13 protein-coding genes and 1 pseudogene are annotated in these 12170 nt (G+C 65.6%); 7 read left to right on the forward strand and 7 right to left on the reverse strand.

Translation table 11 applies throughout. From position 1 onward, the window contains the following. Nucleotides 1–47: 47 nt before the first annotated feature. Complete coding sequence (locus ACIBK2_RS24940; protein WP_396970286.1) at nt 48–626, reverse strand: DUF2199 domain-containing protein; 579 nt, start codon at nt 624–626, stop codon at nt 48–50. Then, a complete protein-coding gene (locus tag ACIBK2_RS24945; RefSeq protein ID WP_396970288.1) occupies nt 586–1047 on the reverse strand; it encodes a VOC family protein in 462 nt (153 codons plus the stop codon). The genes ACIBK2_RS24940 and ACIBK2_RS24945 overlap by 41 nt, the downstream gene beginning before the upstream one ends. Here ACIBK2_RS24945 and ACIBK2_RS24950 point away from each other — a divergent pair. The 3 genes and pseudogenes from ACIBK2_RS24950 to ACIBK2_RS24960 all read left to right on the forward strand — a co-directional run. Next, nucleotides 1040–1702 carry an ATP-binding cassette domain-containing protein gene (locus ACIBK2_RS24950; RefSeq protein WP_396970290.1) on the forward strand — a complete coding sequence of 221 codons (663 nt, stop codon included), beginning with the start codon at nt 1040–1042 and terminating at the stop codon, nt 1700–1702. The two genes, ACIBK2_RS24945 and ACIBK2_RS24950, sit on opposite strands and share 8 nt — an antisense overlap. Next, nucleotides 1702–2478 carry an ABC transporter permease gene (locus tag ACIBK2_RS24955; RefSeq protein ID WP_396970292.1) on the forward strand — a complete coding sequence of 259 codons (777 nt, stop codon included), beginning with the start codon at nt 1702–1704 and terminating at the stop codon, nt 2476–2478. Before ACIBK2_RS24950 ends, ACIBK2_RS24955 begins: the two co-directional genes overlap by 1 nt. A gap of 24 nt (nt 2479–2502) precedes the next feature. Continuing rightward, nucleotides 2503–2703, forward strand: a pseudogene (locus tag ACIBK2_RS24960) (peptide ABC transporter substrate-binding protein); the annotation flags it as partial. Between the two features lie 262 nt (nt 2704–2965). Here ACIBK2_RS24960 and ACIBK2_RS24965 read toward each other — a convergent pair. The 3 genes from ACIBK2_RS24965 to ACIBK2_RS24975 form a co-directional block, all read right to left on the reverse strand. Beyond that, entirely contained in the window at nt 2966–3454 is a 489-nt protein-coding gene (locus ACIBK2_RS24965) for an HIT family protein (protein WP_396970294.1), read from the reverse strand. Nucleotides 3455–3500: 46 nt separating this feature from the next. Further along, complete coding sequence (locus tag ACIBK2_RS24970) at nt 3501–5792, reverse strand: molybdopterin guanine dinucleotide-containing S/N-oxide reductase (RefSeq protein WP_396970296.1); 2292 nt, start codon at nt 5790–5792, stop codon at nt 3501–3503. Nucleotides 5793–5881: 89 nt separating this feature from the next. Then, nucleotides 5882–6358, reverse strand: coding sequence for a nitroreductase family deazaflavin-dependent oxidoreductase (locus ACIBK2_RS24975; protein ID WP_396970297.1), 477 nt, complete (start codon nt 6356–6358; stop codon nt 5882–5884). A 166-nt stretch (nt 6359–6524) separates the two neighbouring features. On the opposite strand from ACIBK2_RS24975, the gene ACIBK2_RS24980 reads away from it, so the two are divergent. Further along, complete coding sequence (locus ACIBK2_RS24980) at nt 6525–7097, forward strand: nitroreductase family deazaflavin-dependent oxidoreductase (RefSeq protein WP_396970299.1); 573 nt, start codon at nt 6525–6527, stop codon at nt 7095–7097. Between the two features lie 64 nt (nt 7098–7161). Here ACIBK2_RS24980 and ACIBK2_RS24985 read toward each other — a convergent pair whose 3' ends face one another. Together ACIBK2_RS24985 and ACIBK2_RS24990 are read right to left on the reverse strand one after the other, a co-directional pair. After that, nucleotides 7162–7638, reverse strand: a complete 477-nt coding sequence (locus tag ACIBK2_RS24985) for a DUF1772 domain-containing protein (RefSeq protein ID WP_396970301.1) — start codon at nt 7636–7638, stop codon at nt 7162–7164. An 84-nt stretch (nt 7639–7722) separates the two neighbouring features. Continuing rightward, complete coding sequence (locus tag ACIBK2_RS24990; protein ID WP_396970303.1) at nt 7723–8052, reverse strand: rhodanese-like domain-containing protein; 330 nt, start codon at nt 8050–8052, stop codon at nt 7723–7725. Between the two features lie 86 nt (nt 8053–8138). On the opposite strand from ACIBK2_RS24990, the gene ACIBK2_RS24995 reads away from it, so the two are divergent. From ACIBK2_RS24995 to ACIBK2_RS25005, 3 genes are all read left to right on the forward strand, one after another. Beyond that, a complete protein-coding gene (locus ACIBK2_RS24995; RefSeq protein ID WP_396970304.1) occupies nt 8139–8588 on the forward strand; it encodes a MarR family winged helix-turn-helix transcriptional regulator in 450 nt (149 codons plus the stop codon). A gap of 153 nt (nt 8589–8741) precedes the next feature. After that, entirely contained in the window at nt 8742–11021 is a 2280-nt protein-coding gene (locus ACIBK2_RS25000; protein WP_396970306.1) for an MMPL family transporter, read from the forward strand. Nucleotides 11022–11096: 75 nt separating this feature from the next. Then, nucleotides 11097–12035 (forward strand): TIGR03621 family F420-dependent LLM class oxidoreductase, encoded by a 939-nt coding sequence (locus ACIBK2_RS25005; RefSeq protein WP_396970308.1) that lies wholly within the window; start codon nt 11097–11099, stop codon nt 12033–12035. Nucleotides 12036–12170: the final 135 nt, after the last annotated feature.

A 12170-nucleotide genomic window follows, 5' to 3' on the forward strand; every position in this document is an offset into this window, starting at 1 on the left:
GCCGATCACACGGCCGCACAGGCTATTACGGAGTGTCGCCGCGCCGGTCACGCTCGGCCGAGGTGGTCGAGGAACAACTCGTGCGGCCATTCGTCGTACAGGACACGATCGAGCAGGGGATCGGTCGACAGATGACAGCGCGGGAGCTGTGTCGGGCTACGCACAACTGCCAAGACGGGCGCCGCGAAAATATCGAACGGAGGGATGGTATTCGCGAGCCAGCCAGATATTCGAAGATCGGCGTATGCCGGCTTCCACCACGTATCGCAGATCGGCTTCCAGTCGCCGGGGTGGACCAGCAGCCATACGCCGTAGGACACGGTGTATCCCCCGGTGAGTTTGATGGGCAGCGTTGCCCGAACGTACGCGCCTTCGTTCGGGACCATCAACAGCTCCGACGTATGGGCCGTCTCGTCGCTCATCCACGTGCCGGGTGTCCGCTCCCGTTCCGGCGCGGCCAGCACAGGATCCGGCAGGGTGAACCGCAGGTGCCGATTGTGTTCATCGAGCGCATTGCCGCAGGTCGGGCAGGAACCGGTGCTCCCTAGCGCGCTGGCTTGCCCATGGTCGTGTGCTGAACTCGGTTCAGCCGTCGATCCCTCGTTCGGATGCGCTTCGCTCGACACAGAATTCGTTCCCTTCGGGGTCGACGAGAGTGACCCAGCCGCGGCCCTCAGGGGTGCGGTGATCCTCATACAGTGTCGCGCCCAACGTGATCAGGCGCTCGACTTCCTCGTCGCGGGTCCGTTCGGTGGGCAGCCAATCGAAGTGGATCCGGTTCTTCACCGTCTTGCCCTCCGGAACCCGGATGAACAGGAAACCGGGAACGGGCTCGGGCGCGGTGAGCAGCGCCTCGTCGTCGTCGACTTCGTCCTCATCGGAGAGCGGCCAGCCCGTGACGGCACTCCAGAACGACGCAAGCTTGTACGGATCGGCGCAGTCGATGGCGACGTGGCGGAGAATCATGCCGGCGAGCCTATCGGGGACCCGAGTGCCGATGCAGCGCAATAAAATCACCGCCGCGTAGCAGGATTGGCTCGTGCACACCTTCGTCCTCGATCGAGTCGGCGTGGTCGCCGGTTCGACACCGCTGCTCGTCGACCTCGACGTCGCCATGCCCGGAGGTCGGTGCACCGCGGTGGTCGGGCCGAGCGGGACGGGCAAGACCACACTGCTCCGACTGCTCAACCGGCTCGCCGAACCGAGCAGTGGGCAGATCCTGCTCGACGACTCCCCGATCACCGGGCTCGATGTGCTGGAGTTGCGGCGCCGGGTCGGACTGGTACCGCAGCGATCGGTATTGCTGGCCGACGTTGTGATCGATGAAGTGCGGGTCGGACGCGGCGACCTGCCCATCCCTCGGGTGCACGCTTTGCTGACCCGAGTCGGGTTGCCGGAGTCGTTCGCCGACCGGCGCTGCGCGGAACTGTCCGGCGGTGAGGCGCAACGGGTCTGCCTGGCCCGTGCGCTGGCCGTCGAACCCGACGTGCTGCTGCTCGACGAACCGACCTCCGCGTTGGACGCGGCCGCGGCCACTGTCATCGCCGACCTCATTCGCGAGCACGTCGACGCGGGCGGCAGCGTGATCCTGGTCAGCCACGATCCCGGCTTCGTGCGCACAGTCGCCGACGATGTCCTGCTACTCGACGACAAACACCTCATACCCGACGGCCGAACCGACCAGATAGATCGGAAGCCCTGATGGTGCAAGGCCTTTCGGTACCCGACTGGACCGGCGTCTCGACCTCGCTGCTGCTGGTCGGCCTGGCCGCGTTCATCGCCTACCGCCAACACCTCGACCTGACCCGCGAACTGGTGATCGCCGCAGTACGTGCCGGAGTTCAACTGATCGCGGTCGGCGCGATCCTGCTGATCGTGTTCCGCCACACCGCACTACCCGGCGCGTTCGCCTGGGTGATCCTGATGGTGATCATCGCCGGACAGGTCGCGGGCCGCCGCGGCGCGGGTCTGCCGCAGGCGCGCCGCACCGCGACGATCGGCGTGGCGGTCGGCGCGACCATCACCCTCGGCGCCCTCGTACTGCTCGGCGTCATCTCCACCGAGCCTCGCGTCGTGGTCCCGGTCGGCGGCATGGTCGTCTCCGGCGCCATGCAAGCCACCGGCCTCGCGCTACGCCGAATCCGCGAAGACGCCCGACAAGCACGACCGGCCATCGAAGCCCGCCTGTGCCTGGGATTGTCTGCTCGCCAAGCTTTCCTGCCGCACCGTCAGTCCGCTCTGCGCACCGCCCTGGCCCCCGCGATCGACGCGACCAAGGTCGTCGGCCTGATCAGCCTCCCCGGCGCGATGACCGGCCTCATCCTCGCGGGCGTCGACCCGCTCACGGCGATCCGCTACCAAATCGTCGTCATGTACATGCTTTTAGCCGCCACCGCGTTGGCGGCACTCACCGCCGCCCGCGTTGCCGAACGCGCACTGTTCGACGACGCCCAACGACTTGTACCGCTGCCTGACTGACTCGCGGTCGGTGCATACCTGGGCGCGCTCGCCCAACTGATAGACCCGAAGCTGATCGTGGCCGACGAACCCGTCTCTGCCCTGGACGTATCCATTCAGGCGCAGGTGGTGAACCTACTGCAGGGGCTGCAACGCGACCTCGGCATCGCCTTCGTGTTCATCGCGCACGACCTGGCGGTGGTGCGGCACTTCAGTGAGCGCATCGCGGTCATGTACCTGGGGCAAGATCGCCTGCGGGTCCGGCAGGGACTGGGGCGACCAAGCGGTGGAGTCCGTCGGCAAGCTCGACGACCGCGACGCGATCAGCGACACGATCCGGCTCACCAATGTCGGCGGCGAGACGGACAGGATCGTCGAATCTCCGGAGGTATTCGGGCCTCGCTGGTGCGACTCGGCCGGAACCGCGAGACCATCCCGACGCGGCCGGTCCGGCGTGGATTCAACACGTTCGATGCACGCCATCGCGAGAGCACGTTCGGCGACAGGGTCACCCGGACCGCAATGCGGTTCGGAGTCGATCGGCCAACGTCTCTGCTTGCTCTGGCGTCCACGGGAGCACCCCGTTCTCCCCCATCAGCGCATGGAACTGCTGTTCGCGGTAGGGCACGCCGGGTGGCAGGGGTGCGATGTGCCAGTGCAGGTGTGAATTGCCTTGTTGGCTGCCCAGAGACAGTAGGTAGGTGCGTTCGACCGGGAGGACTGTCTCGACTGCACGGGCTACTCGGTAGACCAATGTCATCAACTGCAGGTATGCATCCTCGGCAAGATCGCGCACCACGTGCTCGTGGTGGATCTTCGGTGCGACCAGGACATGGCCGAGCAGGGTTGGGTACTTCGACAGGAACGCGATATTGTCCGCGTTCTCGGCGATGACCTGGTGCCACTCGTCATTCGCGGCGACCAGCCCGCAGATGAAGCAGGCCTCGGACTGGGTGCGCTGCACGTAGGCGTCGACGTCGAACGGAATTCGTTCCATGACAACCGATTCTGCCGAAGCGCGGGTGGCACGACCACCCGCGCTGTCACGGAAGGTGTTGCGCCGCTTCCTGAACCGTGGCGGGTGGCCGGTTGACGGCCAAGTCCGGGGCCACTCCGTCGTACCGCTCGATTTCGACCAGCGACAGCTGACCCGTGCATCCTTGACTCAGCGTCGAAGAGGGACGGTCCGGGGTCAGCACGTTCGGGTTGCCGTGGCGGCAGAACGCGGGGTTCGTCGGGTCGGGGTCGTACCAGGCGCCGGTGGACAGTTGCGCTACGCCCTGCCGGACCCCGTCGTCGATGATCAGCCCGGCCAGGCAGCTGCCACGCTTGCTGCGGAGACGGACGGTGTCGCCGTCGTGGAGGTCGCGGGCGGCGGCGTCGGCGGGGTGCAGTCGAACCGGTTCGCGTCCGGCGACTTTGGTGGATTGGCTGTATGCGCCGACGTCGAGCTGGCTGTGCAGCTTGGAGCGCGGCTGATTGGCGACGAGCTGCAGCGGGAACTCGGCCGCGGCGGGAGCACCTAACCATTCTTCGGGTTCGAACCACGTGGGGTGGCCGGGGCAGTCGGCGTAACCGAAGCCGTCGATGGTTTCGGAGAAGATCTCGATCTTGCCGCTCGGGGTGCTGAGCGGGAATTGCTCCGGGTCGGCGCGGAAGTCGGCGCACAGGATCTGCTGCGGGTCGGGTACCGGCAGTTCGATGTGCTCGCTGGCCCAGAAGGTGTCGAAGTCGGGCAGGTTGTGGCGGAGTCGCCATTCCTCATAGAGGTGACGGAGCCACTCGTCGGCGGTGCGGCCCTCGGTGAATTCCTTGCCGATGCCGAGGCGTTCAGCTAGCTCGCTGAAGATGGCGTAGTCGTCGCGCGCCTTGCCGTGCGGACGGGTGATCGCCTTCATCGGGAACAGCAGACAGTCGTTTTCGCCCGCGCCGAAGTCGTCGCGCTCGATCGTCATGGTCGAGGGGAGCACGAAATCGGCGTGCCGGGCGGTCGAGGACCAGAACGGGTCGTGCACCACCACCGTCTCCGGTCGCGCGAACGCCTCGCGCAGCCTGGCCAGATCCTGATGGTGGTGAAAGGGATTCCCGCCGGCCCAGTAGACCAGCCGAATGTCGGGGTAGACCAGGTGTTGCCCGTCGTATTCGAAGGGTTGGCCCGGATTGAGCAGCATGTCGGCGATGCGCGCAACCGGAATGAAGGTGTCGACTCCGTTGAGTCCCTGCGGCAACCGCGGCGGCGAGAATTCCCGCGCGGGCTCGCCCACGTTCGCCGTCGACCCGTAGCCGTGCCCGAACCCACCGCCGGGCAACCCGATCTGGCCGAGCATCGCCGCGAGCACCACGCCCAACCACAGCGGCTGCTCACCGTACTGTGCGCGCTGCAACGACCAGCTGACTGTCACGAAGGTTCGCGCGCTCGCCATCTCGCGCGCGAGTGTCCTGATGCGTTCGGCGGGTAGGCCGGTGAGTGCCGCGGCCCACTCCGGAGATTTCACGATCCCGTCCGTCTCGCCACGGACGTAGCCGAGGAAACGCTCGTAGCCGACCGTGTACTTGTCCAGGAAGGCCTTGTCCGCCAACCCCTCCGCGTCCAGCACCTGCGCCAATGCCAGCATCAGCGCGGTATCGCTGCCCGGCCGCGGCGCGAGCCACTCCGCTTCGGCCTCCACCGGGATGTCGTCACGCAACGGCGTGATCGACACGAACCGGCAGCCCCGCGCCCGCGCGGCACCGATCCAGCCGCGCGTGTTGTGCCGAGACACACCGCCAGGCGCCACCGCCGCGTTCTTGGGCGACAACCCGCCGAACGCCACCACCAAGTCTGTGTGCTCGGCCAGCACCGTCTTCGACGTCGCTCGCTCGAGGACGACACCGAGATGATCGAGCACATGCGGCATCAGCACCTGCGATACCCCGAGGCTGTAGCTGTTGACGTGCCGCACATACCCGCCGAGACAGTTCAGGAATCGATGCGTCTGACTCTGCGCGTGATGAAACCGCCCCGCGCTCGCCCACCCGTAGGACCCGCCGTACACGGCTTCGGCACCGTGCTCGCGATACACCCGCCCCAACTCACCGGCGAGCAGATCCAACGCGGTCTCCCACGACACCGGCACGAACGGCTCGTCCCCACGGCCTGCCGCACCCGCCCCACGCTCCAACCAACCCTGCCGAACATAAGGTTGATCGACCCTGGTCGGATGATGCTGCGCGGACGCCACATTCTCGATCAACCGCATCGGCTCCGGATCGCCGCGCCACGGCCGCACAGCGGTCAGTCGATCGCCATCGCTGTCGGCTTCGAAGGCACCCCAGTGTGTCAGATGCGTGGTCACCGCCCTACCGTAACCCGGCCCTCCGACAAAGTGACGGGCCACCTCGTCAGCCGCGACTCACCGCCGCCACGAACACATTTCGACCGCCGTCAGATGCGTCGCAACTCGAACATCCGGAACTGCCGCCCACCGGACAGCTCGTACTCCATCTCGTAACCGGGCCAGAATTCCACGGCGAGGTCCCAGGCGAGTTTGCGATCGACACCGGTGAGCTCAGTAACCGCGACCGTGAACTGCTCGCCCTTGTGCCGCACAGTCGCCGTATCGGCGGCACGCAAGTTGGCCGACCACACCGGATGCTTCGGACTACCCCAGTTGGAGCCGAGCACGAGGAAATCTTCGCCCCGCGGCACATACAGCAGCGACGTGGTCCGCGCGATGCCGGTCTTGCGCCCCGCGACGGTGACCTCGATCGAAGGCAGCCCGACCAGATCCAGCACGCCTCTGCGGCCGTTGGTCCATCGTCGAACGGCGCGCTCCACCGGAATAACAACCGGCGCGGTGCGCATGACCCAGCGCTGTTGGGCCAGCCTGCGAGCAATCGGCGGCAGCGGATTCGACACCATCTCAGAATCCTGACACGTCGCCGTTCCCCAGTCGCTCTGCCAGGCCGGGACCGAGGGGCATGTCACATCGGAAGTCACCCGGCGCGCCGCAAAGTTGTTGACAGACAACGCTCCCCGAACGACGAAACCGGTCCGCATCGTCCGCGCGCGGCGGACCATGGACGCTATGGAGGACTCAGCAACCGGCGACGCGCCGACAAGTGAACGGCTGCGGAAAATCCGGATCGCCGCCGCGTCCGAAGCCGAGAAACACACCCTCCTGGTCCGCACCGAGCGAGCAGGCCGCCTCGTCAGTGCCGCCATGCTCCCGTGGTTTCGACTGCGAGCCCCCAACGGCTACGGCGTGCTCACCACCACCGGCCGCAAGACCGGCAAGAAGCGCCAGAAGTGCGTCCGGGTGATCCGCAGCGACGACCGCGCCTACCTCGTCCAACTGATCCCGCCACACCTGGCGATGACCAGGCCTGCGGCGGCCAGCGCGTGGTTGCTCAACATCCGCGCCAACCAGCGCGTCCGAATCCGACTGCCGGAGGGTGCTTTCGACGGCATCGCCCGCGAAATCACCGACCCGACCGAACGCGCGATCGCGCGCACCATCCTGTGCGAGACAGTCACAGCCATGGACTACGGGGAATGCACCTTGCACCTGCGCGGGCGACCGAGCCGAGCCAAAATCCGAGAACTACACCGCTACTGGTTCGACACCGGCAACCCACTCGTCATCGAGATCGAACGCTGACGACCCACCACATGACTGTGCGGTCGATCCGAATAGAACCGGATCGACCGCACAGTCCGCGACCTCACACCAGCGCGATAGCCGCAGCCAAGGCGGCAAGCGCAACGAACTGCAACGCAACCCGCGCGTTCACCACACTGTCCCACTTGTCCTGCAGCGCACGAGCATTCGGCGGCGTGATCCCCGCCTGCGCCGCAGCGGTCTGCTGCGTGTTCACCGGCTTGGCCACGCGAACGTAGACCAGCAGCCAGATCACCAACGCCGCCACCGCGATTCCGGCCGCCACGGCCGCACCGACATAGCCACCGATCGCCGCCAACACAGCGGTCAGCACCGCGGTGACAACCCCGCTGATCCCGACGATCGGCATCCGACGGTCACCGTAGTAATGCCCCCACCCTGCCGAGGCCGTCACTGTCGCGTCGTCCAACCGCGCGTACACCGACCGCGTGATGATCGCGTAGCAGGCATCGGTGCCGTAAACGACGGCGTTGGCGAGCACCGCAACGATGCCGAGAACCTGAACGACTGTGCTGAGCATTGGTGGACTCCATCTCTTGATCTAGCGTTGCTAACCAATCTAGCATGGCTAGAAACTAGCGCAAGTCCAGACCGTTTCCGTAGCTCAGACCCCCTCCACGACAGGGAGACCGGCGTCCGCCCAGTCCTGAATTCCTGCTCGATACGCGCGAACATTCGTGTAGCCCAGCGCCCGCAACTTGACCGCGACGTTCTCACTGTTACGGCACGCTTCGTTCGCGCAGTACGTCACAATGGCCGCCTCGCGATCCGGAAGCAGTTGCCCCGCAATCGATTCCACGTCGGACTCGACTAGGACCAGTGCGCCGGGCAGATGCGCCTTCTCGTAGTAGCCGGCCCCGAGCGTGTCGAGCACCGTCACCGAACCCGCCTCGATCGCGGCCGCGAGCTCCGCACGAGCAATGACATCGGTCATGAGATTTCCTTCCTCCGAACACAAACTATGTGCGTGTGCACGCTACTATATGCGTGCGGGCGCACACAAGTAGGTAGGATCGAACCGTGGCCCACACCGACCATCCCCGCGCGGCAGCCAACGCCTGGTCCGCACTCCTGCGCGTCCACGCCCAACTGGTGCCCCAACTCGACGCCGACCTACGCACCGCAGTCGGACTCCCACTCGCCTGGTACGACGTCCTGCTCGAACTCGACGGCGTCCCTCCCCTGCGCATGACCGACCTCGGCGCCCGCGTCGTCCTCAGCCGCACCCGAGTAAGCCGACTCGTCACCGAACTCGAGACCGCCGGACTGGTCACCCGCGAAGCCAACCCTGACGACGGCAGATCCGCCTTCGTCACCATCACCGACACCGGACGCACCCGCCTACACGAAGCCGCCCCGCGCTACCTCGCCGGCATCGAACAACGCTTCGCAGGCAAACTCGACCCCGACGAATTGCGGACACTCACCCGAACACTCGGCAAAATCCTTGGCCCAACCGACATTTCCTAGCAGAACTCTCAGGAAGACCACTGCGCACCACCGGTACTTTGGATAGCGCGCATATCGGGCGCGACCACCGGAAGGATGCAATCTCTTGATGATCGGTGCCCCCAGGCCGCTCCCTACCCGACCGACCTGCCCGCACCTACAAAGAGCCGCTTGATGTTCGCGCGCTGGGGAGATTTCGTCCATCGGTTCCGATTCGTCGTCATCGCCGTCGTCGGTGCCGCACTGCTCGCGCTCGGCGGGTACGGATCCAACCTGTCCGAGCATCTGAGCTCCAGCGGGTTGGACGACCCGACCTCGGAATCCGCGAAGGCCGCACGGATAGCGGACGAGGCCTTCGACCGCGACCACCGAGCCGACGTCCTCGTGCTCTACACCGCGCCCGCCGGCGTATCGCTCGACGATCCGGCGTTCAGCGCCAAGGTCGTCGACAACCTCAACAGCTTGCAACGCCAGCACCCGGATGAAATCGACAAGGTCAACGGCTCCTACTGGAAGACCGAGACCGGCCAACAGCAACGCAGCGCGTTCGGCAGAGCGGACCTGAACCGCGCCTTCGCGTCGGTCGCCATCAAGGGCAACACCGACACCGAAGTGGTCAACAACTTCCGGAAAGTGAAGGACGTCTTCTACATTCCCGGCGTCGACGTCCAGGTCGCCGGACTGCAACCCGTCGCCGGAACACTCACCGCCTCGCTCGACGAGGACATCCACCTGATGGAAATCGTCGCTTTCCCCGTGGTGGCCGTGTTGCTGTTCTTCATCTTCGGCGGATTGGTCGCCGCCGCGCTCCCCTTGATCGTCGGCGGCCTCACCGTCATCGGCGCCAACGGCATCATTCGTATCTTCACCGAATTCACCGACGTCAATGTCTTTGTCTCCGGCGTCGTCTCGATGATCGGTGTCGGCTTGGCCATCGACTACGGCCTGTTCATCGTCAGCCGATTCCGCGAGGAACTCGCCGAAGGCTACGACACCAGGACCGCGGTGCGCCGCGCCGTGATGACCGCGGGCCGCACCGTGGTGTTCTCCGCGACCATGATCATCGTCAGCCTCGGCGGCATGCTGCTGTTCCCGCAGGGCTTCCTCCGATCGATGGCCTACGCCTCGATCGCGACCGTCTCCCTCGCCGCGTTGACGACGCTCACCATCCTGCCCGCGATGCTCAGCATCCTCGGCCCGCGCGTCGACATGCTCGGCCTCAAGCGCTTCGCCAAGACCAAAACCGCCGAGGAAGTGGAGAACGGTTTCTGGGGCCGCTCCACCCGCTGGGTGATGAAGTACCCGAAGCGCATTGCCATCCCGATCTGCCTCGGCCTGCTGCTGTTGATCATCCCGGTGAAGAACATCGCCTTCGGCGGATTCAGCGAAAGCTATCTGCCACCGGACAACCCCACCCGGATCGCCCAAGAGGAGTTCGACCGGACCTTCCCCATCCGCAAGGCCGATCCCGTGCAGCTCGTGTTCGTTTCCGACAACACGAAGGCCATCGGCGATGTCATCAAGCAGGCCAATCGCGCGCCGGGCCTGCTCACGCCGCCGGGTGCGACCGGTCCCTTCGCCACGCCGAGCACCTCGACCAAACGCCCCGACGTCTACCGGACCGAGGCTGCCCTCGCGGTCAAAAATGCCAATACGACTATCGACTATCTGCGCGCGATCCAACTACCCGACGACGTGACCATGCTCGTCGGCGGAACGCCCGCGATTCAAAAGGATTCGATCGACGGCCTGTTGGGTCGCATCCCCTTCATGGTCGCCGTGGTTCTCTTCCTCACCACGGTGCTGATGTTCCTAACCTTCGGCTCGCTCATCCTGCCGATCAAGGCCGCCCTGATGAGCGCGCTCGGGCTCGGCTCCACCCTCGGCATCCTCACCTGGATCTTCGTCGACGGAAACGGCGCGGGATTGCTCAACTTCACCCCTCAGCCGATCCAGGCGAACATCCTCGTCCTGATCATCGCCATCATCTACGGCTTATCCACCGACTACGAGGTATTCCTGTTGTCCCGCATGGTCGAAGCCCGCACCAAGGGCGCGACCACCACCGAGGCAATCCGCATCGGCACCGCGAACACCGGCCGCATCATCACCGCCGCCGCGGCCATCCTGCTCGTCGTCACCGGGGCGTTCGCATTCTCCAAGCTGGTGATGATGCAGTACATCGCCTACGGCATGATCGCCGCGCTGATCATCGACGCGACCATCCTGCGCATGCTGCTGGTACCCGCCGTCATGAAACTCCTCGGCGACGACTGCTGGTGGGCGCCGGCCTGGATGAAACGCCTGCACGAACGCGTCGGACTGAGCGAGCCGATTCTCGCCGACGAACACCCGTCCACTCGCGACATGACCGACCTCGTCAAGACCACGCCTATCACCGACCCGGTGACCGTGCGGCTGCCCGTCATCACCGCGGATCAAGGGCAGCGCTGACTTCGCCCTCAGCGGAAACGCTTACGCCGCAAGGCCTTCCCGAATTAGCGTGGGCAGCTCGAAGGGAGGGCGAAGATGAACGCTCCGATCAAGTTCTCGATGACCGCCAATGTGGTCGAGGTCGGCTCCTGGCCGGAGTTCGCCAAGGGGTGTGAGCGGGACGGGTTCGATGCCCTGATGGTTCCTGACCATCCAGGTTCGTTCGTCGCGCCCTTCGTCGCGCTCGCCGCGGCCGCGACGGCCACCGAGACGATCCGGCTCGGGACCAATGTGGTGAATGCCGGGATGTGGGAACCGTTTCTGCTTGCCGGAGAGGTCGCCACGCTCGATTTCTTGTCCAGTGGGCGGGCGTTGTTCGGGATCGGGGCCGGGCACACCCCTGCGGAATGGACCATGCAGGGACGGGAGCATCCTTCGGCTGCGGCACGGGTCGACCGGATGGTCGAGGTCACCGACACCACGCGGCGGCTGCTCGCTGGCGAGGCGGTGACGTTCGCGGGTGAGCATGTTCAGCTACGGGATGCGGTACTGAACCGGCCGCGGCCTGTACAGGAGGAAGTGCCGGTGCTCGTCGGCGGCAATGGGACTCGCGTGCTCCGGTATGCGGCCGCGAACGCGGATATCGTCGGATTCTCCGGGCTCGGCAGGACGCTGGCCGACGGGCGGAGTCATGAAACCCGGTGGAGTCGCGATCAGATCGACGCGCACGTCGAGCTCGCGCTCGATGCTGCTCAGCAGGCAGGACGGTCGCCCGCGTTCGAGGCGCTCGTGCAGCATGTGGAGATCACCGACGACGCCGAAGCCGCCTGTGCGCGCTTCGCCGAGGACATTCCCACCACCAGCGTCGCCGAGTTGCTCAGTGCGCCGTATGTATTGATCGGCACGGTCGACGAGCTGGTCACCGAGTTGCGGGCGCATCAGAAGCGCTGGGGGTTCGACCGATTCGTCATGCGCGCACCTGCCCGTGCCGCCGGTGCCCAACTCCTCGAGGCACTCGCCTCATCGCAGAACTAAGAGCCCGCCGACCACCGCTCTCGTCTTGGCTGAGGAGAGGGCTGGAACGGTTGATTGAGTAATGGTGATTTGTGGTGAGGTTTAACTAGAACTATCTGCATGCGTTGATGCGCATATCTACGTATCTATATGGAC

It is taken from the genome of Nocardia sp. NPDC050175 (genome assembly GCF_044459885.1).
Classification (GTDB): Bacteria; Actinomycetota; Actinomycetes; order Mycobacteriales; family Mycobacteriaceae; genus Nocardia.